Source organism: Roseisolibacter agri (genome assembly GCF_030159095.1).
Classification (GTDB): domain Bacteria; phylum Gemmatimonadota; class Gemmatimonadetes; order Gemmatimonadales; family Gemmatimonadaceae; genus Roseisolibacter; species Roseisolibacter agri.
Window position 1 is genome coordinate 77,453 of sequence record NZ_BRXS01000008.1, and the last position, 22,162, is coordinate 99,614.

General features: G+C 74.3%; 17 protein-coding genes and 1 pseudogene. 13 read left to right on the top strand and 5 right to left on the bottom strand.

The annotated features are described in order from the left end of the window. Positions 1-6: 6 nt before the first annotated feature. Positions 7-798 (bottom strand): dioxygenase family protein, encoded by a 792-nt coding sequence (locus rosag_RS23470; RefSeq protein ID WP_284352619.1) that lies wholly within the window; start codon positions 796-798, stop codon positions 7-9. 1,004 nt (positions 799-1,802) lie between these two features. Next, a complete protein-coding gene (locus rosag_RS23475; RefSeq protein WP_284352620.1) occupies positions 1,803-2,204 on the bottom strand; it encodes a copper resistance CopC family protein in 402 nt (133 codons plus the stop codon). A gap of 394 nt (positions 2,205-2,598) precedes the next feature. Between rosag_RS23475 and rosag_RS23480 the strand changes: the two genes are divergently transcribed. Both rosag_RS23480 and rosag_RS25480 read left to right on the top strand, forming a co-directional pair. Then, a complete protein-coding gene (locus rosag_RS23480; protein ID WP_284352621.1) occupies positions 2,599-3,285 on the top strand; it encodes a response regulator transcription factor in 687 nt (228 codons plus the stop codon). Between the two features lie 794 nt (positions 3,286-4,079). Beyond that, entirely contained in the window at positions 4,080-4,835 is a 756-nt protein-coding gene (locus rosag_RS25480; RefSeq protein ID WP_425607535.1) for a sensor histidine kinase, read from the top strand. 164 nt (positions 4,836-4,999) lie between these two features. On the opposite strand, the gene rosag_RS23490 is transcribed toward rosag_RS25480, so the two are convergent. Next, entirely contained in the window at positions 5,000-6,154 is a 1,155-nt protein-coding gene (locus tag rosag_RS23490) for a DUF4396 domain-containing protein (RefSeq protein WP_284352623.1), read from the bottom strand. A 363-nt stretch (positions 6,155-6,517) separates the two neighbouring features. On the opposite strand from rosag_RS23490, the gene rosag_RS23495 reads away from it, so the two are divergent. Beyond that, positions 6,518-7,117: a hypothetical protein gene (locus rosag_RS23495; protein ID WP_284352624.1), complete on the top strand. Its 600-nt coding sequence runs from the start codon at positions 6,518-6,520 to the stop codon at positions 7,115-7,117. Positions 7,118-7,257: 140 nt separating this feature from the next. Next, entirely contained in the window at positions 7,258-7,971 is a 714-nt protein-coding gene (locus rosag_RS23500; RefSeq protein WP_284352625.1) for a hypothetical protein, read from the top strand. 347 nt (positions 7,972-8,318) lie between these two features. On the opposite strand, the gene rosag_RS25495 is transcribed toward rosag_RS23500, so the two are convergent. Together rosag_RS25495 and rosag_RS23505 are read right to left on the bottom strand one after the other, a co-directional pair. Beyond that, entirely contained in the window at positions 8,319-8,687 is a 369-nt protein-coding gene (locus tag rosag_RS25495) for a four-helix bundle copper-binding protein (protein WP_486666787.1), read from the bottom strand. Positions 8,688-8,837: 150 nt separating this feature from the next. Beyond that, positions 8,838-9,672 (bottom strand): annotated as a pseudogene (locus rosag_RS23505) (prolipoprotein diacylglyceryl transferase). 354 nt (positions 9,673-10,026) lie between these two features. Between rosag_RS23505 and rosag_RS23510 the strand changes: the two are divergent. The 9 genes from rosag_RS23510 to rosag_RS23550 all read left to right on the top strand — a co-directional run bounded on the left by rosag_RS23510 (position 10,027) and on the right by rosag_RS23550 (position 22,123). After that, the gene (locus rosag_RS23510; RefSeq protein ID WP_284352626.1) at positions 10,027-10,983 is read left to right on the top strand and encodes an IS1595 family transposase; all 957 of its coding nucleotides are present in this window, start codon (positions 10,027-10,029) and stop codon (positions 10,981-10,983) included. A gap of 57 nt (positions 10,984-11,040) precedes the next feature. Continuing rightward, positions 11,041-12,576: a transposase gene (locus rosag_RS23515; RefSeq protein WP_284352627.1), complete on the top strand. Its 1,536-nt coding sequence runs from the start codon at positions 11,041-11,043 to the stop codon at positions 12,574-12,576. Positions 12,577-13,658: 1,082 nt separating this feature from the next. After that, positions 13,659-13,841: a hypothetical protein gene (locus rosag_RS23520; protein WP_284352628.1), complete on the top strand. Its 183-nt coding sequence runs from the start codon at positions 13,659-13,661 to the stop codon at positions 13,839-13,841. 161 nt (positions 13,842-14,002) lie between these two features. After that, positions 14,003-14,689, top strand: a complete 687-nt coding sequence (locus tag rosag_RS23525; protein WP_284352629.1) for a hypothetical protein — start codon at positions 14,003-14,005, stop codon at positions 14,687-14,689. Between the two features lie 228 nt (positions 14,690-14,917). Then, on the top strand, positions 14,918-15,316 hold the full coding sequence (gene tnpA, locus rosag_RS23530) for an IS200/IS605 family transposase (RefSeq protein WP_284352715.1): 399 nt from the start codon (positions 14,918-14,920) through the stop codon (positions 15,314-15,316). Positions 15,317-15,331: 15 nt separating this feature from the next. After that, entirely contained in the window at positions 15,332-16,594 is a 1,263-nt protein-coding gene (locus rosag_RS23535) for an RNA-guided endonuclease InsQ/TnpB family protein (RefSeq protein ID WP_284352630.1), read from the top strand. Positions 16,595-16,948: 354 nt separating this feature from the next. After that, positions 16,949-17,278, top strand: coding sequence for an AbrB/MazE/SpoVT family DNA-binding domain-containing protein (locus rosag_RS23540; RefSeq protein ID WP_284352631.1), 330 nt, complete (start codon positions 16,949-16,951; stop codon positions 17,276-17,278). 241 nt (positions 17,279-17,519) lie between these two features. Continuing rightward, positions 17,520-18,023 (top strand): type II toxin-antitoxin system YhaV family toxin, encoded by a 504-nt coding sequence (locus rosag_RS23545; RefSeq protein ID WP_284352632.1) that lies wholly within the window; start codon positions 17,520-17,522, stop codon positions 18,021-18,023. 1,298 nt (positions 18,024-19,321) lie between these two features. Then, complete coding sequence (locus tag rosag_RS23550; RefSeq protein WP_284352633.1) at positions 19,322-22,123, top strand: hybrid sensor histidine kinase/response regulator; 2,802 nt, start codon at positions 19,322-19,324, stop codon at positions 22,121-22,123. The last annotated feature ends 39 nt before the right edge of the window (positions 22,124-22,162 follow it).

A 22,162-nucleotide genomic window follows, 5' to 3' on the forward strand; every position in this document is an offset into this window, starting at 1 on the left:
ACGACCCTACCGGAGGGTGTCGCGCCCTTGCGCCTTGAGGATGTCCCAGAATCGCGTCCCGATGGAGCGGCCCATGCCGCCGCGCAGCACCCCGTCGTCGCCCTCGAAGGCCGTCCGGCCGAGCACCACGTCGAAGCGCGCGGTCCGTTCGCCCGAGCGCGCACCGGGGGCGCGCCCGAAGTCCGCGAGCACGGTCGCGCGCGCCGGGGGCGCGAGCCCCTGCAGCACCCCGTCGGTCGCGTTATCCGGGTGCCCGCGCACCAGCACCTGGGTCGTGAGGACCCGACGCCCATTGAGGCTCACGGCGAGATGGATGTGCGGCGCGCGCGTCACGCCGTACAACGCGTAGGGCCGCGGCACGATGGTCCGGAACAGGTAGTCGCCCGTGGAACCCGTGAGGGCGCGGCCGTAGCCCTGGAAGTTCGGATCGAGGCCGCTCGGATCGCGTCCGCGGGTGTGCACGTACGAGCCCAAGGCGTCCACCTGCCAGATCTCCACCGTCGCGTTCCGCACCGGCTGTCCGCTCCGCGAGAGCACCCGGCCGTGCAGGTAGGCGACCTCGCCCACCGCCGGGGTGATGGCGTCGTTGATGATCAGCAGGTCGTTGTCGGTGTCGAGCGGCATCCGGTCTGGGTAGAACGGGCCCTCGATGGTCTGCGCCGTCTCGGTGAGCGCCTCCGCGAACGCGCCGCGTACTGCGAAGAGCGGCCCGCCGAGCGCGAGGCCCTGCAGGAAGTGGCGCCGGTCGTAGCGGTCGTAGCGGTCGTAGCGGTCGTAGCGAGGATCGGGCGAGGACATGGGCCTCCGTGCCGTGGCGCGAGTCGGGCGATCTGCGCCGTCGCGATGCGGGTACCGAAGGTATCGAACGTGGGCAGGCGATGCCGCGACAAGGTACCGGTATCCGGCACACCGGCAAGCCGATGGCGGAGCGGCGCGGAGTACCGGAGCGGCCTCATGCCGGCCCTGGCGGATGGTAGGTCAGCCGTCCGTGGCGGGAGCCCGAGGGCGCGAACGTCGCGCCGCACGGCGGACATGCGCCGCGTGCGCCGGCGAAGGGACCGGGCCCGGCATCGCGATGACTGGCGCGCGGCGCCAGGGGCGCCCGGTGGCACGCGTCTTCGCCGCCGCCCGTGGGCGGCCCGATCCGGAAGTGCGCCGCATCCGGCACCTCTGGGCGCCGAGTCATGGCTCGGGGCCAAGGCGCCCGGACGCGTGGCCCGCGGCGCTGACGGCATCACGAGACGGCCGCTCTGTCGGTGCGGGAACAGGCACCGCCATGCTCCCTGCCGCACCTGCGTGCGCGGGCAGCGACCGGGGCGGCGACCACGCGCCGCACCCTCCCGCGCATGTCGACCGCGGCCGCCCAGCACCGGGGTGCACGCGAAGTGGTCGTTGTGCGGCCGCGCTCGGCGCCGTGGGCACCGCAGCGAGTGGTTTGAGGTGGCGTAAAGCGGTGGCCGTTGGTCGCGTGGCCCGGCCGCATGCCTGGGACGGCCGGCGGTGGTGCGGCCGCGGGCGGGGCTCGGACGACTGCTCCTGCAGGCGCTCATGGACCGGTGAGCTGTTTGCGAACGTGCATGTGGGGCTCGCCGCGACGAGAGACGTCTTCGTCGACCACCACAGCCGGACGCCAGCCGGGGTGCGCTCCATCCACGGCGCCCCCCATGACGCGCGACGAAATACGTCGGACCGCGAGCACGCCGGGGCGGCGGCCGCGGCGGACCCCGCGGCCGTGGTGGTGTACGGGTGCGGCGCTAGGTGCGGCGCTAGGTGCGGCGCTAGGTGCGGCGCTAGGTGCGGCGCTAGGTGCGGCGGACCGGCGCCGTGGCGGCGGATGACGTCGAGCCGACCACCCTGAACGTGTACGTGCCGCGCACCGGGTGGCCGTCACGTCCGGCCATCTGCCACCGCACCTCGTACCTCCCCGCGCCGAGCCCGCGGGTGACGGGCGCGACGAGCGTCATCGGGTCGCGCGGGTCGAGGGCCGCTGTACCGAGGGGGACCGACCCGCCGTTTGGCCCGACGAGCGTGATCGCCGAGACGGCGGCTTCCGGTCGCTCGGTGAACGTCAGTCGGAGGGATCGGACGACGCCGGTGACTCGCGACTGTGGGCCCGGGGACGCCGTCTTGAGGCGGCCGTGCGCGAACGCGGGGCGCGCGGTCACGAGCAGCGCGGTCAGGGCCGCGAGCGCGACGGCACGCAACCGGGGCGCTCGGCCGCGGCAATGCGCGACCGCCGCGGACACACGGGTGCCGCCGAAGTGCGTCGGCGCCGGGCGGTGCAGGGCGGGGCGGAGCGGGAAGCCCGGGAGTGGGCGGCGAATCGGGCGCGGGAGGGAGCGCATGGTGTGGGGTGTTCGAGAGTCGATGGCGCTGGGACGTGCGACCACGTCGCGTCCCAGGAGTGCCTGCAATCTCACGCCCGCCGTCTGAAGTGACCGTGAAGGTCGGCTAAGGACGGCTTCAGAGTTGGGGACCGCCACGCGACGGGTGGCGACGCGCGGCGCGTGTCGCGCACCGCGCGTCGTCCCCGGCCACGTGATGTCGGCGGCGCGGCGCCTGTTGCGCCGGGACGCACGTGGGGGTGATCGTTCGCGCGTGCGCGCACTGCTCGTCGAGGACGACCCGAAGCTGGCCGGCTACGTCGCCCAGGCGCTCCGCGAGGAGGGCTGGGCCGTGGACGTGGCGGCCACCGGACCCGAGGGCTCGTTGCTCGCGCACACCGAGCCGTACGACGCCGTCGTCCTCGACGTCATGCTGCCCGGCAAGAACGGGTTCCAGATCGTGGCCGAACTCCGCGCGGCCGGCGTGCGCACCCCCGTGCTGATACTCACCGCGCGCGACGACACCGCCTCGCTGGTGCAGAGCCTCGACCTGGGCGCGGACGACTACGTCACCAAGCCGTTCACGCTGGAGGAGGTGCTCGCCCGCCTCCGTGCGCTGACGCGGCGCGGCGCGCCGACCGGACGCGTCGAAGCCTTGCGTTACGCGGACGTCGAGGTGGACCGCCTCCGGCACGTCGCGCGGCGCGGGGGGCAGGTCCTGCCGCTGACCGCCCGGGAGTTTCAGATCCTCGAGCTGCTCGTCTCCCGGCCGGAGCAGGTGGTCCGGCGCACCGAGTTCCTGGAAAAGGTGTGGGACCTGCAGGTGGACCCGGATTCCAACGTCGTCGACGTGCACGTCGGGAATCTCCGGCGCAAGCTCGCCGAGGCGGGCGGGCCGCCGCTCGTGCAGACGGTGCGTGGGGTCGGGTTCGTGCTCCGACTGGCCAACACCGCGACGTGAGCGGCGACGGCGGCGCCGTGCGCGCCGACACCGCCGAGGGCCCCGCGCGGAAGTCCGACGGTGCCCGCCCGGCGTCCGGCCGTCGCCCCACGTCGTTCCGGACGCGGCTCGCCGGGCGCTTCGCCGCGCTGATGGCGGGCGCGTTCACGCTCGCCGCGCTGGTGGCCATGGTGCTGCTGCGGCGTGCCCTCGTGGGCCAGCTCGATGCCACCCTGCTGCGCCTCGGCGCTATCGAGGCGGCCACGCTGGCCGACGCGCCCGCCGACGCGATGCACTTCCATGAGGGCGCCTTCGACCCGCCCGCGGCCGACCAGCGCGAGCTTGCGCAGTTGGTCCGCTACGCGGAGATCTGGGGCCTGGACGGACGCCCGGTGCTCCGCAGCCGGAGCCTCGGCGTGCGCGACCTCCCGCTGGCCCCTGGTGCCCTCGCGGCGGCCGCGCGCGACCGGGTCGTGGCGACGGGTGGCCGCTGGGACGGCGGGCCGTTACGGATGGTCTACCTTCCGCTCGCCCGGCTCGGTCGGGGGCACGAGCGCCACGTCCTGCAGGTGGCCGCTCCCGCCGCCCCGGTGGACGAGGTGCTCCGCGCCATGGTGTGGACGCTCGCCGCGTTCGGCGCGACGGCCACCGTGCTGACCTTCGGAGGCGGCTGGGCGCTCGCGGGCCGCGCGATCCGACCGGCACGGGAGGTGGCGGAACAGGCGGCCGCCATCACCGCCGGCTCGCTGGGCGCGCGGCTGCAGGCCCACGCCGATGCCGAGGAGTATCACCGTCTCGTCGCGGTCCTCAACGACATGCTCGCGCGCCTCGAAGCGGCCTTCGCCGCGCAGCGTCGGTTCGTGGCCGACGCGAGCCACGAGATCCGGCATCCGCTCGCAGTGCTCCGGGCGGGGCTCGAGTTGGCGCTCCGGCGCGACCGAGCTCCCGACGAGTACCGGGCCGCGCTGGCCGACGGGATCGCCGAGGCGGACCGCGTCGGCGAACTGGCCGCCGGGCTTCTGCTCCTGGCTCGCAGCGACGCCGGCGTCCTGCAGCCGCGGCGGGTCCCGACGGACGTGGAGGCGCTCACCGCGGCGGCGTGTCTCCGTGCCGCCAAAGTCGGCGAGGCCCGTGCCGTCCGCGTTGCGCTCGTGCCGGGGGCTGCGCCCGAGCGGCCCGAGGCCGCGGGCGACGCGGCGGACGGTCCGCCGGTCGTCGCCGCCGTGGACGCCGTGCTGGTGAGCCAGGCGCTCGACAACCTGCTCGACAACGCCGTGCGGGTCAGCCCGGCCGGCGGGGGCGTACGCGTCCACCTCACACGTTCGCCGACGACGGTGGCGGTCCACGTGGTGGATAGCGGGCCGGGCGTGGCGCCGGAGCACCGGACGCGCCTCTTCGAGCGCTTCTTCCGGGCGGATCCGGCGCGGGCATCCGGGGGCGGCGCGGGCCTCGGGCTCGCCATCGTGAAGGGCATCGCCGAGGCGCACGGGGGCGACGTGACGTACGCGCCGGCGACCACCCCGACCGGCGCGGTGGCTGGAAGTCGGTTCACCCTCCGGCTCCCGATCTAGTCTCGGCGCACGGCGCGTAGCCGTCGAGTGCCGCGCCGGGCCCACGGCCAGGCCCACCGCCAGGCCCACCGCCAGGCACATCCTCGGGGAGCACGCTCGCGCGCCGCTTGCCGGCCCGATCTCCGCCTCCGAAGGGCGGCGACCGGCCCGGGTGTTGGCCTCGGCTACCGAGTCGGGGGCATGCCGGGCATCGCGGGCATGCCGGTCCCCGGAGCCGCGTGTCCTGACGCGGGCGCGGCCGGCATCCCTGGCCGCATTGTGAGGTCACCGCCGAGCGCCGCCACCAGCGTCCCGGCGCCGAGCGCGAGCACCGTGAGGATCGTCACGGCGGCCACCTGGGCCGTCGTCGCGGCCGGCCGTTCGGGGGTCCCCATGCCCCCGTGCACCATCGCGGGCGGCACGCCTGGATCCTCCGGCCCGTCCGAATGCCGCTCGGGCTGCGCGGGGGCGGGCGTGGCGGGCGTGGCGGGCGCGATGCGGGGCATCTCGTGCGACATGGCCCCCATCTCACCCCGTGGCCCTCGCGTGTCTGCCACTGCCCCTGTCTCGGGCGTCGCGGCGCCTCGGGCCGTCGTGCCAGCCGCCGCGAGGCGCGCCTCGCGGCCGCGTTCGACGGCGATGGGGTGACCACCGGCGCCCAGCACGCGCTCGGTCCCCATCCCGTGCTTCATCCCGACCGCGACCAACCAGGCGTTGACCGGGTACGCGACGGCGGCGCCGACGAGTGAGGCGAGCGACATCACCCCCCAGAAGCGGAGCGAGGTCGCTTCCATCGCCCGCATGTCGCGCGACATCAGCACCGCCATGACCGGCGTCATCCCCGCCATCACCGCGTTCATCGACAGCCACTCCGGGAGGAAGGCGCGCCGCACGGCTCGCGCGTACGAGCCGCCGAGCATGCCGCGCATGAAGAGCGCCTGGAAGACGAAGAGCCCGAAGGCGAAGCCCAGGACGTACTCGACGACGAGGTCCAGTCCCATCGGCAGGCCTAGGGCGGCGGTGACGGCCGCGGCGAAGACGATCCCGCTCGCGTCTCCCGCGAGACAGTGGATCGTGGAACCAAGCGCCTGCTTCCAGAGCGGTCGCACGAACTGTTCGTGGGCGCCGGGGGCTGGTTCCTGACACGCCAGGACGTACACGGCCGCGCCCACCGGGCCGGTGTAGAGCGTCACGAGCAGCCAGCCCCACTTCATGACGCGCATCTCTGGGGTGCGAACAAATGCGTCGTACGCCACGTACGCCGCACCGAGGCCGGTGAGGGCGAACCACGCGACGAGCGCGACGTCGATGAGTTGGCGCGAGTCGGTCATACGCCTCATGCGGCTGATGGTGTGCGGCGACGGACGGTCGAGTCGCTCCGGCCGCCGACCCTCGCGCGACCGGGGACGGCCGGATCCTGCGAAGTCTAGTGCCAGTTTTATGCTGCGTAGTATGGTCGGCCGGCGGCTTGTTCGCGCGAATCCAGCGGGTGGCGCGGGCCCATGCGTCCTCGCCCGTGAAGTCTAAGGCCCTCTTTAGGCGTGCTTCACAGTCCCTTCAGCTCGCGGCGGCTAGCATCTCCCCGGTCGGGCAATGCGCCCCGCGCAGGCTCCGACGCTCACGCAGCCCGGCATGCCCACGACGCCGGCTCCGCTGCGGCACGCTGCTGCGCACCACGCCTCCTCGCTACTGGAGTGACCCCGATGTCTCTGCGTTCCACGATGTCGTCGACCGCTCGTTCCGCCGACCTGCCGCGCGCCACGCGCGACGGCGCCCGCCCCGCTGCCGCCTTCGCGGCCGCCTTCGCGGCGGCCTTCGCGGCTGCCGTCCTCGCGCTCGCCGCGCCGCGCGTCAGTACGGCGCAAGCCGCGGGGGCGCCACCGGCGTCGGGCCACGCGAGCCACTCGGGGCATGCCCACCCGAACGCGTCCGGAGCGGATACGGCCCGCGGAGCCACGGCGATGACAGGCCACGGGCGGGCGCCACACGGTGGCCAGCTTGCCATGGCTGGCGCCGGACATGTGGAGCTGGCGGTCGAACCGGGTGGTACCATCGCCGTGTGGCTCTACGACGCGGGGTTGAAGCCCATCGCGCCGCCGCCGGGTGCGAGCGTCATGCTGATGCGAGGGAATCAAATGGTGACCCTGCCGCTGACCTCGGACGCGGCCGCCGGCCGGCTCACGGCTCGCTACGACGCCGCCGCGTTCCGCGCCTTCGAGGCCATCGTCCGACTCCCCAGTGCCGGTGTCGGTTCCGGTGCGCCGCGCGAGGTGACGTTCACGGTGCCCGCGCCGGCGCCGTGACCATTCGCGCCGCCCCGGAACGCGCGTGCCGCCCATTGGCCCAGCTGGGCGCGGGTGTCTGGCCCGTCTGGACGCGCGGCCGCGTGCACCGGGGGGCGCGTGTAGGGATGGATCACTCCGTTGGGCCTTGGGAGGCTCGCATGCGTCTGCTCGGAATCCGCCCCGTCGGCCGGATGGCCGCCCTCCTCGCCAGCGCGGCGGCGCTCGGCTGCACGCGCGGCCGGGAAGCCGACCGGCGCGGCGACTCGGCGACGCGCGATCCGGTGCCGACGACCGTGGCCGCGCCGGCGCCCGCACGCGCCGCGTCGGCACCGCTCCCGCCACCGGCGCCACCGGCGCCACCGGCGTCGGTGGCGGCGCTGCCAGCGGCGCGCGACGCAGATCAGGACTTCCTCCGGCACATGCTCGACCACCATGAGGCGCTCATCACGTCGGCGCACGAGGGCATGATGCAGCCCGCCGGGCACGCAGCGCACGGTACCGCGCAGGACCCCGCCGAGACCGACGCCGCGCTGGACGCCGAGAAGCGCGAGATGCTCGCGTTGCTCGACCGTCTGTACGGCGAGCAATACTCACCGCGGCCCGGCGCCGGGTCGGCGGTCGACCCCAGTCGCACCGGTGGCGCAGCCCGTCCAACCCCTCCGCTGCCGGCGCGCGAGGCGGCGCACGCGGCCGCCGCGGCATCCGAGGCCGGATCCGCGCCGGCGCGGTACCGGGAGGGGGTGGAGCTGATCGACCGGTTTCTGCCGCGGCTCCGCCGCCCGGCCGTTCGAGCGCTCGCGGTACGGCTTCGAGCCACCCAAGGCGCGCGGGCGTCGACGACCCCGCCCGGGCCCCGCGCGACGCCACACTGACGCACCCGCGCTGCGGCGCGGACACGGCCTCCGGTCGTGCAGCGCTGCGCGTGGGGCACGGGCGCCAGGCAGCCCACGCGGGCCGCGCCCGCCGTACGACGTGCTGCGCACCGCGGCGCCCAATCGCCCAGCCGCGGCTCGCGGCGCACGCCCGGCGGTGCAGCGGGAGGACGCGTCGGGCGGTCGAGCGCGTGCGGGAGGGGGGCGCCGACCGCGCCAGCGCCTCCCTCGGGGGGAAGCGCGACACGCGGTACTCACCCGGTACGGCCGGTGCTGCGAGCCCTGCCGTGCGACGCCTCGGACGCAGCGCTCCGCCGGCGCGCCGCGCTCCGGCAGACCCTGGGGGCTCAGGTCCCAGGGGCAGCAGCGGTCTGCTCGCACGCCTCGGCGCATATGCGGCACGCGTCCGCGCAGCGGCGCAGCGTCTCGCCGGCGCTGAGCGCCAGGCAGGAGGCTTCGCAGTCGCGGCAGACGCTCGCGCACACCGCGCACAGGCGCGCGTGACGCGGTGACCCTCGCAGGAGGTACGCCGCGGTCGTCTCGCAGAGCACGGCGCAGTCAAGCAGCACCGCGACATGTGCGGGCGCCGCGAGGTCCCCGCCACGCTCGACGGAGTGCGCAACGGCCACCAAGCAGGCGTCCCGGCAGGCCGTGCATGCGGCGACGCTCGTGCGCATCGCGGGCGTCATGTCGTGCTGCATCGGTTGGGGCTGCATAGCGGCAAGCAGTGGCCGTGGGCGGGCGCCACGCCGTGGCTGATGTCGGGCGCGACGCCGGACGTGTGGCTGCTGCGCAGGGTGCACCCGCAGTGTGACTCGCCGGGCGCGGCGCGGCGTCGCGCTAGGGGGCTGCACGTCATGTGCCCTTTACGGCACGTAGAGCCGGCCCGCGATCCGCCGTCCGTCGGACGTGTGCGCGGCGCCCAGCGGGTCACCTGCGACGGCGACGTGGATCCCCGGCCGCCGCGCGCCGGTGCGCCACCGTGCCGCCATCCAGAGCACCCCACCGAGGGTCAGCGCGAGGGCGACCCCCTGCGCCGAGGAGAGCCCGAGCGGCAGGAACCGGTCGTCCTTGGCCCGGAGGAACTCGATGAGGAACCGCTCGAGTCCCGCGAGCACGAGGTACAGGCCAAAGAGCCACCCCTCCGCGTGGTCGTGGTCGCGCCGGCGCCACAGCGCGAGGAACGTGAGCAAGCCGAGGACGACCTCGTAGAGCTGGGTCGGGTAGGCGGCGAGCACCGTCTCGGGGGACGTGCCTGGCGCGAGTGGGGTGCCGAAGGCGCGCGCCATGACCGCTGCGGTAGACGGCGGCGCGCCCTCCGGAAACTGCACGGCCCAGCGGGATGACCAGGGCCGGCCGTAGTCGTCGCCGATAGCCCAGCATCCTGTCCGCCCGACCGCGTAGCCCGCGGCGATGGCGATCCCCGCCACGTCGCTGAAGCGGGTGAAGGGGAGCCGCTTGCGGCGGAGCACCCACGCGCAGGCTGCTACGGCTCCCGGACCCCCCCCAGAACACGAACCCGCCGCGGCTGAAGACGTCGCGCCAGTCGTGCGTGATGACGAGCACGTCGTAGAGCTTTGCGCCGATCAGGGTGCCCACGAGCGCGGCCGCGAGCACGTCGGCGACGGGCGCCGGGTCGTGCCCCCGACGGGCGAGCTCGCGGTGCATCACGATCTGCGCAATCCAGAAGGCCGCCACCATCGCCAGGCCAAACCCGGTGAGGGTCAGGGGGCCGAGCGGGATGAGAAAGGGTTGATGGACGATCAGACGGACGGTGCCGGGGGGAGTCCCAGGGGTACGCGTCGCTATACATTTTACTGGCGTAAAGTTCGGCCGGCCCCGTGAGTCGATGCCCGGGCGGTGGTACGCCCCTACGGCGTGTCGCGCCGGCCGGCGGCGGTGATGCCCGGGCGCCTCGCCCGATGCCTCGCGCCCTTGGCCCTTCGGGGTGCCGCCCCTCCGGTGGTGCTGTCGCGGGTGTCGTATCACACGGCGGAACTATGGCGCTGAGGCACACGGCAGGAACGGTCGAGTCCGGTCGGGGCAGGACTCCGCATGGCGATCACCACGATCCTGCGGCGCTTCCCGACCGAGCAGGCCGCCATCAACTGGATGGAGCAGCAGCGCTGGCCTGAAGGGCCGGTCTGCCCCTCGTGCGGGGTGCTGAATGAGGTCTGCCGTCTCCGCACCCGGCCGGGGCGCTACACCTGCCTCGCCTGTCGCCACCAGTTCTCCATCACCTCCGGGACGGCCCTGCACCGCACTCGGCTCCCGATGCGGACGTGGCTTCTCGCCATGTACCTGATCGCCACCTCGAGTAAGGGCGTGAGCGCCTTGAAGCTGGCGGCGTGGCTCGGGGTAGGCTACCGAACGGCGTGGCACGTCGGGTACCGCATCCGGCAGATGATGGCGGCCAGCGGAGCCCCCGCCGGGCTGCTCCGGGGCGTGGTGGAGCTCGACGAGACCTACGTCGGCGGGCGCCCCCGCCGGGTGCATGGCGAGCGGACGCTGCCCGCCGAAGAGCGCCCGCGGCGCCGGATGGGCCGCTCGACGGCGAAGCCCTGCGTGTTCGTGGCCGTGGAGCGGGCCGGGCGCGTGGTGACGCAACTCGTGCCCATCCACTCCGCCGGGGCGCTCGGCGGGGCCGTGCGGGGCACGGTGGCCCCGGACGCCACCCTCATGACGGACGAGTTGCCGGCCTACGTCGGCGTGGGCCGCGAGTACGCCGGCCATCACCGCGTGCGGCACTCGGCCGACGAGTACGCCCGGACGTGCGAGGCGACGGGTCTCCGGGTCCACGTCAACACGGCCGAGAGTTGGAACGCGACGCTCAAGCGCGCGATCATCGGCGTCTTCCACCGCGTGAGCCGCAAGCACCTGCCGCGCTACGCCGCGGAGTCGGCGTTCCGCTGGAACGAGCGGCTGCCGGCGCTCGACCGCCTCGCGGCGCTCCTGCGCGCCGACGCCGCGCCGCTCCCGTACGCCGCCCTCGTGGCCCCGTCCGCGGCGTGACGGTGGCCGGATGCGGCGAGATTCGTGCGCGCGGCCGTGCCCCCGTATAGTGCAGGCGTGACGACCGTCCTCCGCTGCGACCCGCTGGCCCATGCCGCCAATGCCGGGAAGACGCGCGCCCTGCGCGCCGTCCTCCGGGCGTATCGCGCCGGCGCGGTGCTGGTCTCCCGGGAGCAGTGGCGGCTGCTGTTCGAGACGGGACGCATCAACAAGTTTTACCGCAGCCCCGAGGAGCACGCCCTCGCCGCCGTCGTGGGCGCCGCGAATCGACTCCAGATGGTGCGCGGGCAGGTCGTCGGCGTCCTGGCCGGCTTCCTCGAGACCCGGGCCGACGACTTCGCTCGCGTGGTGCAGCGGTCGTCGCTCCCACCCGAGGTTCGGCACCAGCTCCACACGGTGAACCGCCGCCAGGCGTGGTTCTCGCGCGGGCCCGTGCCCATGAAGGACGGCACGCCGGTGCCGGCTGAGGTGCAGCGGCTGGCCCGCACGATCATGCGGCACGTGCTGGCCCAGCACCGCCGGCCAACCGTGTCTCGGATCAACGCCGTGCTCGATGCGCGGGCGGCCACGCTCGCTCCGGCCGCTTCGGCGACGCATCACCCGCTCTGGGTGACCGTCTCCACGATGGTGCCCCAGCAGCGCGTAGCGATCCCGCTCGTGCCGCACGCCCACTTCGCCGACCGGGCGGGGACGCGGAAGGCGACGGTCCAGCTCAACGAGGACCGCGACGGGCGCCTGACCGTGGGGGTCATCACCGATGTCACCGCAGTCTTCGCAGAGAGCCGAGCCGCCTACCAGCCCCGCAGGGAGGAGGTGGCGCTCGACTGGGGGCTCCGCCCCCTGTTCGGGTCTGACCAGGGCGACCTGCTGGGGCGCGGCTTCCTCGACCGGCTCCGGTACTACGACCGGCGGATCACGCGGCTTGCCCAGTACCGGCAGCGGCACAAGCTCCGGGTGCGGAGCCCCCGGTACGACCGGGAGGTCCAGCGGCTGCGCGGCTTCCTGCGCGAGACGATCAACCGGGTGCTCAACCGGGTCGTGGCGCGCGATGCGCCGGGCCGGCTGATCGTCGAGCGGCTGCACTTCCGCCGCCCCGAGCTCTCGCGGCGGATGAACCGGCTGGTTACGAACGCTGGGCGGGCGCTCGTCCAGGCCAAGCTCCAGGATCTCGAAGATCGGTACGGGATCGAAGTGGTCGAAGTCCAGGCCGCGTACTCCTCGCAGGAGTGCTGCGACTGTCACTTCGTGGACCCGAAGAACCGCCGCGGCGCGACCTTCCGCTGCGGCAGGTGTGGTGTGATCCGGCACGCCGACGTGAACAGCCCCCGTACGCTGCGGTCGAGACGTTCTCGACTGGCAGGCGGCGGCGTGGGGCTCACGAAGGCGGCCACCCTCCGGGCACTCGTCGCGCTCGACCTGCGCGAGCGCCCGGTGCGGACGAAGCAGGGGCGTTGGGGAACGTCCCGTGATCCGCGATGGCACGCGCCCTACTACGCCGAAGCGCTCCGTGCGCTCGGCGCCGACGGGCAAGTCGTTGCGGTGACCTCAAGTGGCCGACGCATACGCCGCAGTGCGTGTGTCTCAGCGCCATAGTTCCCTCACACGGCGCCGCCCTCGACTGCGCCGCGGGGCCTGAGACCGTCTGCGCTACCGACCATGACATGCGCGCAGCCGCGGGTGCGGCCGTACCGGCGGCACCGTGCCGGGCGGCGGATGACCGCCGTGCCGGTGGCGCACCTCATGAGGGGGCATCCGGACGGGACCGGCCCCGCGGCACGCCGTACGCCGGACGGGTCGCCCGGGGAGGGCCGCCGCGGTCAGGGAGCGTTCGGCAAGGGCGTGTCCGACTCGATGGGGACTACGGTGTTTGCTTCGCTCTCGGTGACGCGTGACGTGCAGCGTGGGACAGCCCGACACGGCACCGGGTCGTGGGCGACCGCTGCGGCGACCGGCGCGCCGGTCGCCTGGGCTGCCTGACGGTGCGCCTGGCCGGGCAGGGGGGTGGTAGTCGGGCCGGCGCGGGTCGGGCCGGCGCGGAGCGCAGGCGGGGCGCGCGGAGCGGTGGCCCAGAGGAGGGCCGCGCAGCGGGCGCCTCGGTCGGTGGGGGCTCGGCTGGGCCGACCATCCCGCGGGCGCCGTCGTCCTGGCCGTGATGGCCCTTCTGGAGGCCACCGTGTTTCCAGCCCCGACGGAAGGGCTCCTGGTCGCCCTCGTGCTCGCCCGCCGCGAGCGCGCGTGGTGGCTCGGCGGGCTCGCGACGACCGCGTCAGTCGGCGGGGGGCTGCTGGGCTACTACCTGAGCGGGGCGTTGTTCACCGAGGTGGCGAGGCCGCTCCTCCGCGCGGCCGGGGACCACCCAGCGTTCCGTCCGCCGGGCTCGGGCGGCGCTCTCAGGAGCTACATTGCGCCAGGCGCAGGATAGGCTGAGCGTCTCGTCACGCCGACCCCCCTCCCCGGGAGTGATCTCGCTGCCACCTCGCGTACTGGCCCGTGGGAGCGGTCCGCCGGTCCGCGAGGAGGCAACCAGGCGGGGCCGTTGCGTATAGAGCCGCGCCGCGTCTAGATTATACCGCCCCCCGTCGATTCGTCGCGGACACGAACCGACCGCGTCTCCTGGGGTACACTGTGCATCGAGCGTGAGAACGCTCCGGCTTTCTTCCCCGGAGGGCGCGACCATGAGCACGAAGCCCATTCTCCAGACCCCGGTGATGAGCCGCGAGGTGTCGGCGCGGATCTACCGCGACCTGCAGCGGCCGACCCCGCCGGCTCCGAAGAAGGCGGCACTGCTCCGCCGTGCCGTCCGCGTGTACCAAGCCGCGAACGCGAAGCACCAGAGCGGGCTCGTCGGCGCGCGGTAGGGCCGTCGAGGGCCGGATGGGGTGCGCGAGAGGTAGCGCCCCCGTCGCCGCGGTGAGGTCGCCATCCGGTGTAACTCTGGCGGGCGTGCGGTTGACCGCACGCCCGCCGTCGCGTGTGGGCTCCATCGCCGCGCGCGCGTGCTCGTTCACCCAACGCGTTCATGTCCAAGAGCGTCGTACCGGCATCCTCGGCGTCAGTCCCGGCCCCCGCCGTTCCGACGGCGGCCGCGCCCCTGGAGGGCGCGGCCAGTCCCGCCCGTGAAGCGGTGCCCGTCGTCCCGGACTATCAGCTGAGCGTCATCGCGCAGCCTCCCGGGCCCGAGCACACCTTCCACTCGCGGGAAGAAGAGATCACGGACTACTTCTGCGGCGAGGATGCCTACCGAGACGCCACGCAGCACGTCGCCCGCACATGGAGCGTGTGGCACGGGGCAGATCTGCTCGGGTGCTTCGCGATCCAGACGGATGCGGTCCGGCTTGACGGTCGCGAGCGGCCAGAGAGCATCCCGTACCTCTGGGCGCCGGCGGTGAAGATCGCTCGGTTCGGCGTCAACGAGGCCGTCGCGAGGCGGAAGATCCAGCTGACCGACGCCAGGCGCGCCGACGACCCCGACGAGCCGGACGTCGTCTCGGTCGGCGAGTACATGCTCCTGTACGTGATCGGGTTGGCGAAGACGCTCAGCGAACAGATCGCCGTCCGCTACCTCACGTTGGACGCCTTGCCGCGGGAAGGGCTACTCACGTGGTACGAGAACTACGGGTTCGAGCGGACGAACGTACCGGTGATCGACTATGACGGTGCGACGCAGGCGGCGGAGGTGAACATGCTGTTCGACCTCCACGGGTGACCTCCCCCGGGACGGTGCTCCGCCCGCTGAGGCGGTAACGCTCCAGCCTCCCGCCGGCGCCACCCGGCGCCACCCGGCGCCACCCGCGGCGTGCCGGCCGCCCTCACCGACTTACAGCAACGGGGTCTGGGGCGGAAAGCCAACGCCTTCAGGCGTTGGATGCAGAGCCCCAGCCGCCCGCCGGGCGGTGCTCTTGTGCAGGACGCTGTGATCGCAGAGCCTGTGGTGATGGCGCGCCCCTATCAACACGGCAACACGTCTGTCTTCCTGCTCAACTACCACTTCGTGTTCTGCCCGAAGCGGCGACGGCGCGTGCTGGTCGGACCGGTGGAGGCGCGCCTGAAGGTCGTGCTGCAGGCCGCGGCCGCCGAGCATCGGTGGGAGGTGATCGCGCTCGAGGTCATGCCCGACCACGTACACCTGTTCCTGGGCGCCACGCCCGACGTGCCCCCGACGCAGATCATGCACGCGCTCAAGGGCCGCTCCTCACGGCTGCTACGCGCCGAGTTCCCGGCGCTCCGCCGTCTGCCGTCGCTCTGGACCCGGTCCTACTTCGTGAGCACCGCCGGCAACGTCAGCGCCGCCACCGTCGAGCGCTACATCGCCGAGCAGAAGACCCGCGACTGACCGCCGCCAACGCCCGTGGCCCTGCTCCCCTGCGCCTTCCGCTTCCGGCTCGAGCCGACAGCCGAGCAGGCCGCCCAGCTCGGGCGGCTCGCCGGCGCGCGCCGGTGGGTGTGGAACTGGGCGCTCGAGCGCCGCACCGCCACCTACCGGGCGGACGGGAAGTCCGTCAGCTGGGCCGCGCTCTCGGCCGAGCTCACGGGGCTCAAGCAGGCGCCGGCCATGGCGTGGCTGGCCGAGGTGGACAGCCAGGCGCTGCAGCAGGCGCTCGCGGACCTCAAACGCGCGTTCGCCAACTTCTTCGAGAGCCGCGCGCGCTTTCCGCGCCGGAAGACGCGGAAGCGCAGCCGCCCGGCGTTCCGCATCCCGCAGCGCGTGCGGCTCGACGGCGGCCGGCTCTACGTGCCCGGGGCGGGCTGGGTGCGCGTCCGGCGTGCGCGCGCGGAGGATGGCACCTTCGCGGAGATCGGGCCGACGAAGAGCGCGCGCTTCACCTGCGACGCCGGCGGGCGCTGGCACGTGGCGCTGGTCGGCGCACGGCACGTGGAGGAGGGGCCGTTCCCGCTGCCGCCCGAGGCGGCCGCGGCGGGCATGGACCAGGGGCTCACGACGTTCGCCGTGCTCTCCGACGGCGCGACCGTGGCGAACCCGCGCTTCGGCCGCCGCGCGGATCGCAAGCTCCGGCGCCTGCACCGGGCGGTGTCGCGCAAGGTGAAGGGCAGCCGCAACCGCGGGAAGGCGCGCCGGGCGCTGGCGCGCGAGTACGGCCGGGTGCGCGACCGGCGGCAGGACTTCGCCGCCAAGCTGGCCACGCAGTTGATCACCGCGTACCCCGTGCTCGGGGTCGAGTCCTTGAACGTGTCGGCGCTCGCGAGAACCAAGCTGAGCCGGAGCGTGCTGGATGCGGCCTGGGGCGACCTCCACCGGCGACTGCACTACAAGGCCGCGTGGTGGGGCGGTGGGCCGGACGGGCGAACCGGGCGCTGGGTGATACCGGTGGGGCGGTGGTTCCCGTCGACCAAGCGGTGCTCCGTGTGCCACCGACGGAACCCCGATCTCACGCTCGCCGACCGCACGTGGTCGTGTGGGCAGTGTGCCAGCGTGCACGACCGGGACGGCAACGCGTCGGAGAACCTGCGGCAGGAGGCCTGGCGCCTGCTCGCCAACGGGCTGCTCGGGAAGGGGCACGAAGACCAGCAGGGAGCGGCCGGCGGGCAGCCGGACGCCAGAAACGCTTCTGGACCGCGGGTCAGACCGTCGACAGCCGGCACTGCGGGGTGAAGGAAGAATCCCACGCATTCATGCGTGGGAGTGTCAACGGGGACTCGTGGCGCGCCCCGCGGCGGCGCGGCGGGGGCGGCCCGTGCGGCTCGCGTGGCGAGTGGAGTGGCGATGGCTACCGCGACCGCCACGCCGCGGCCTACCCCGCCCGGTCACCCCGAGTCGCTCGGGCCGCCGGCCGACCCGGGGAGACGACTCGCGGCCCCTCCCCGAATGTTGCGGAAGGCCAGGTGTGTTCGTACTATTGTACGAACGGCGGCGGCGCTCGCGAGTCGGGCGAGCTAGCCGCCGTCTTGAGGCGACGAGTTCGGAGCGACGGAGACGACGATGCCATTCCGCGGACGCCATACCACCGTGGGCAACTCGGACGGGTTCACGTTCGATAAGGCCCTGTTCAAGGCGCACCCCGAGTTTCAGGGCGGGCGGGTGGCGGCACACGTCATCGCCCCCGGGCAGATGCTCGTGAGCGTCGACGTGCCGGTCGACCTCGCCCCGGAGGTCGAGGGGCATGACCCGGTGCTCGCGGCGTACCTCGGCTTCCTCGACGGGCAGTTGGAGGCCCGCCGCGATCTCCTCCGCCCGTTCACGGCCGAGGACATGGCGGGCGTCGACGCGCTGCTCGAAGGAGTCGAGGTGGACCTGGACGCGCCGCTTGAGGGCGCCGAGGACTTCGAGCTGCCGTGACGTGCCCGGGCGACGGCCCCTCGTGAGTCCCGGTGACCTGGTCTGGGGGGCGGCCGTCCGGACGCGCCCCCGCGCCGCACGTTGGTCCGGCCGCCCGAGAGACTGCATGGCAGACCGCCGCAAACCGCAGCGCCCACAACAGGACGCGTCACGAGGTCGCACGCCGGACGCGACCGGCGCCGCGCGCGTGCCGGTCGGTAGGGGCGTCGGAAGGGGAGGCGCCCCGCTGGCGCGCGCGCCGATGAACGCCCCGCTGGTGTTCCAGGGCTGGCGCATCATCGTGTGGCCGGGGTTCGCTGACCGCTGGGCAGCCCTGCGGGGCGAGGTCGAGCGGCTGCGCACGGTCGACCCGACGGGGTACGCGACGAAACCCGCCACCAAGGTCTTCGCGGCCGTCCGGACCCTCATTCGCGACGAGATTCCGCGCGACCCCGGCGCGGCGCGCTTCCGCCAGGGCCGGACGCTCGGGGCCGGCTACGCGCGGTGGCGGCGCGCGAAGTTCTTCGAGCGATACCGCCTCTTCTTCCGCTACGACAGCACGGCCAAGGTCATCGCGTACGTGTGGCTGAACGACGAGCGGACGCTGCGCGCGCGGGGCGCGCGCTCCGATCCGTACGCCGTCTTCGGCGATATGCTCCGCGCCGGCGCACCACCGGACGACTGGGACGCCCTCGTCGCGGCGTGCCGCGGGTGGACGGCCGAGGACGCGCGTGATCCCACCAGTGGCGCTCCCCCCGCCGCGTAGGACGCCGAGGCGAGGGTCGGCGGTTTTCGGCGAACGGCAACCCCGGGAAGCGCAGCTGCGGACGTCCCGCGGCCCAGCGGAGGTCCGCGCCGTCTCCTGCGCGACGGCGCGCCTCGGGTGCGTCGATCAGCGTGCGTCCGCCGGCTGCCACGACGGCGTGCGCCGGATGCCGGCGTCGCGAGGGGCTGGGGGGGGCCGCCGGCCCCGCCGGCCCCGCCGGCCTCACCAGATTCATCCGGGCGCCGGGGCGCCCGGTGGGCAGGGGGCTACGTACTCAGCGTGGGAGTGGCGGAATCCGAGTCGTGACCTCGTGCTCGCACGCGGCAGCGTTCATGGGTCGCGCCAGCCATCGGGTGCTCCGGCCATCGGGTGCTCCGGCCATCGGGTGCTCCGGCGGCGCCTGGCGCTTCCCGCGTGACGGCGTGCCCCTCACCGCGTCTCCGCGACGCTCCTCCGAGGGGCGCGCGCCGTGAGCAGGCTCGGGAAGCGCGCGTGACGCGCGCGCGTCGCCCCCGCTGCGACAGGGGGGCGGATGGTCGGCACCTGCGGGCCGTGCTCGCGTGTGCGCCGCGCCGACTCGTGCCGATCCGGGAAGGATGGGAAGGGGGGCCATCCCGCGGGGCTACGGGAATCGCGGCGTCTCGACCCGCGCCTCTACCGCGGATAACCTGACGGTCTAGATTCTACGCCGGATAAAACCTCGGCGCGACTGCGTCGTCCTGGCTTCGGGGCATGGCTCCGGTACCTGCACGCCCTGAGGGTGCCCGTGTCTGGGTCGGAGGTCCCGTCTGCGGCCGCGGTGGTCGTCGGGCGGAGGGGGCGCTCGTGGACAGGCCCACCGCACGACTCCACGCCTGCGGCACGGTGCGACCCGCAATCGCCGCGATCTCCGGCGCCGGCGGCGCCATCGGTGGCGCCACCAGACGCGTGGTGTCGTGGAGTGGCGCCTCTGGCACGGCGGCGCGCTGTGGCGCGCTGTGGCGCGCTGTGGCGCGCTGTGGCGCGCTGTGGCGCACCGACGGTTGTCCCGCGCACGCCGGCTCGGCGGTGCCATGAGGCGTGTGCCGCCCCTGATGTCCGTGCAGCCCAGCTCCGGCGCTGCGACTCCCTCTCCCTGCCCGATGGCCCGTCTGCGGATCGGACCCGCTGCTCAGCCCCTGTCCGACTCTTCTGCGGCGGGTGCGGAGCGTCTCAGCGTCGGCCGTCCAGCTGCGTTCTGGGCGGGCCACCCGTCGGGGGCGGCCACGGTCGGCGCGCCGACGACGCGCACCGACCCTTCGGCCGACCCTTCGGCCCGAGTGGTCGTCGACTCTGCGGCCCTGACGCAGCTGCTGGACGGGACCACGGAACTCGTGTGCGCCGCCGACGCCGACGGCTGGATCACGTACGTGAACCGCGCCTGGCGCGAAACCTTGGGCTACTCGGCCGCCGAGGCGGCGGGGCTGCGCCTGGACGACGTCGTGGCGCCGGAGCACCGCGCCTGCTACGCAAGCACGGCGGCGCGCCGGCTCGCCGAGGGCGAGGCGGTGGACGACCTCGAGGCCGTGCTTCTCACACGCGATGGCCGGCGCATCGTCTGCCGCGGCCGCGCGGAGCCCGTGATGGCCGGCACACCCGAGGCCCGGCGCTGCGTGGGGACGCGGGCGTACTACCGCGAGTTGGCGGCGCAGCACGAGGCCGAGGTCCGAGGCGCGCGCCTGCTCGCCATGCACGACGCCTCGGCGGACCTCGTCGGCACCGCAGCGCCGGACGGGCGCATCGAGTACCTGAACGCCGCGGGACGTCGCACGTTGGGTCTCGCCGACGACGCGGACGTCACGACGCTCCGGGCAGCCACGTTCCTCCCGCCCGCCACGCTCGAACGCCTGACGGTGGAGGGGCTCCCGACCGCCGCCCGCGACGGTCGCTGGACCGGCGACGGGGCCGTGCTGGGCGCCGACGGCGTCGAAACACCGGTGTCGATGGTCGTAGTCGCGCACCCGTCGCTGCGGCCCGGCGAGCCGCCGCACTTCTCGGCAGTCCTGCGCGATGTGAGCGAGCGCCGGCGCGCGGAGCGCCGGTCGGCGGATCAGGCAGCCGTGCTCGAGATGATCGCCGCGGGTAAGGCGATGCCGGAGGTGCTCGCGGCCGTGGCGCGGCTCGTCGAGCGCGAAGCGCCTGGGGCGCGCTGCGCCGTGCTGCGGCTGGACGGGGATGGGCGGCGCCTCCGACACGGGGCAGCGCCGAGCCTCCCGGACGCCTTCACCGCCGCCGTCGACGGGCTCGTGGTGGGCCCCGGCGCGTGCACCTGCGGGGCGGCGGCGTTCCACCGCCTGCCGGTGGTCACCGAGGACATCGCCACGGACGCGCGCTGGGCGCCCTTCCGCGACGCGGCGCTCGCCGCGGGGCTGCGCGCGTGCTGGGCGACGCCGCTGCTCGCGCCGGATGGCGCCGTGCTCGGCACGTTCGCCGTCTACCGCGGGGCGCCGGGGCGCCCGTCCGACGCGCACGCACCGCTCATCGGGGCCGCCACGCACCTCCTGGGGATCGCGCTCGAACGCGCGCGGGCGGAGCAGGCCCTGGTGCGGGGCGCGCGATACGTCCGCGCGCTGATCGAGCACGCGTCCGACCTGATGGCCGTCGTCGACACGGACGGCGTGTACCGGTACGTGAGCCCGGCGCACCACCGGCACTTGGCCTACGCGCCGACTGCCCTGATCGGGCGCGACGCGCTGGCGCTGGTGCACCCGGACGACGCGGCGCGGGTGGCGGCCGCGTTCGCGGAGGCGCGCGCGACGTCCGGGCGCACGGCGCGCGTGCAGTACCGGTTCCGCCACGGGGACGGCTCCTGGCGCACGCTCTCCTCGGTGGGCACCAACCTGCTCGACGACCCTGCTGTGGCGGGGGTCGTCGTCAACTCCGTCGACGTCACTGAGCAGCAGGCGCTCGAGGCGCAGCTCCGCCAGGCGCAGAGGATGGAAGCCGTGGGCCGGCTGGCCGGCGGCGTCGCACACGACATCAACAACCTCCTGACGATCATCAGCGCGAACACCGAGTTCGCGCTGCGCGCGCTGCCGGACGTGAGCCCGGCGCGGCCGGACCTGACCGCGGTCGCCGGAGCGGCCGCCCGGGCGGCGGGTCTCACCCGCCAACTCCTGAACTTCAGCCGGCGGCAGGTGCTCCGGCCGGAAGCCGTGGACCTGAACGCCGTGGTCGAGGACGTCGCGCGGCTTCTGCACCGCACCCTCGGAGCGGACGTGGCGCTCGCGACCGATTTGGCACCGGGGCTCGGGCCGGTGCAGGCGGACCGCGGTCAGCTCGAGCAGGTGCTGATGAACCTCGTGGTGAACGCGCGCGACGCGATGCCCGCCGGCGGCACGATCACCGTGACGACGGGGCGCGAGCGCGTGGACGGCCGCGACGCGGCGCGGCGCCCCGGCCTCTCGGCGGGCCGCTACGTCGCGCTACGCGTGCGCGACACGGGGCTCGGCATGGACGCGGCGACGCAGGCCCAGATCTTCGAGCCGTTCTTCACGACCAAGGACCTGGGGCAAGGGACGGGGCTCGGATTGGCCACCGTGTACGACATCGCCATGCAGTCCGGCGGCCACGTGTACGTGGACAGCGCGCCGGGGGCGGGGAGCACGTTCACCGTCCTGCTGCCCGGCGGTGGGGCGGCGGTCCCACCCCCGCCGTTCGCGGCCGCCGACGCGGAGCTCGCGGTAGAGTGCGGGGCGGTGCAGGGCGGTGCGGCGCGAGGGACCATCCTGCTCGTCGAGGATGAGGCGCCGATCCGCGGGTTCGTGCGCCGCATCCTCGACCGGGGCGGGTATCACGTGCTCGAGGCCGGAGACGGACGCGCGGCGCTCCGGGTGGCGGCGGCGTACCAGGGCCCCCTGCATCTGGTGCTCACCGACGTCGCGATGCCCGAGGCCGGCGGTGAGGCGCTGCTCGCCGGGTTGCGCGAGCGGCGTCCGAGCACGCGCGCGCTGCTGATGTCCGGGTACAGCGTCGCGGCGGTCGCCCGACAGGGCGCACTCGCGGAGGGCGTTGGGCTGCTGCAGAAGCCGTTCACGGCAGATGAGCTACTGCGTGCCGTACGGGAGGCGCTCGGCGGCTGACGGCGGCTCGGCGTGTGAGCGGTCCCGCTCGCGGCGGGC

Excerpts from the sequence above, each read along its gene's own strand:
- rosag_RS23470 (WP_284352619.1), bottom strand. The coding sequence starts at position 798 with ATGTCCTCGCCCGATCCTCGCTACGACCGCTACGACCGCTACGACCGC.
- rosag_RS25480 (WP_425607535.1), top strand. The coding sequence starts at position 4,080 with ATGCTCGCGCGCCTCGAAGCGGCCTTCGCCGCGCAGCGTCGGTTCGTG.
- rosag_RS23490 (WP_284352623.1), bottom strand. The coding sequence starts at position 6,154 with ATGAGGCGTATGACCGACTCGCGCCAACTCATCGACGTCGCGCTCGTC.
- rosag_RS23495 (WP_284352624.1), top strand. The coding sequence starts at position 6,518 with ATGTCTCTGCGTTCCACGATGTCGTCGACCGCTCGTTCCGCCGACCTG.
- rosag_RS23500 (WP_284352625.1), top strand. The coding sequence starts at position 7,258 with ATGCGTCTGCTCGGAATCCGCCCCGTCGGCCGGATGGCCGCCCTCCTC.
- rosag_RS25495 (WP_486666787.1), bottom strand. The coding sequence starts at position 8,687 with ATGCAGCCCCAACCGATGCAGCACGACATGACGCCCGCGATGCGCACG.
- rosag_RS23510 (WP_284352626.1), top strand. The coding sequence starts at position 10,027 with ATGGCGATCACCACGATCCTGCGGCGCTTCCCGACCGAGCAGGCCGCC.
- rosag_RS23520 (WP_284352628.1), top strand. The coding sequence starts at position 13,659 with ATGAGCACGAAGCCCATTCTCCAGACCCCGGTGATGAGCCGCGAGGTG.
- rosag_RS23525 (WP_284352629.1), top strand. The coding sequence starts at position 14,003 with ATGTCCAAGAGCGTCGTACCGGCATCCTCGGCGTCAGTCCCGGCCCCC.
- tnpA (WP_284352715.1), top strand. The coding sequence starts at position 14,918 with ATGGCGCGCCCCTATCAACACGGCAACACGTCTGTCTTCCTGCTCAAC.
- rosag_RS23545 (WP_284352632.1), top strand. The coding sequence starts at position 17,520 with ATGAACGCCCCGCTGGTGTTCCAGGGCTGGCGCATCATCGTGTGGCCG.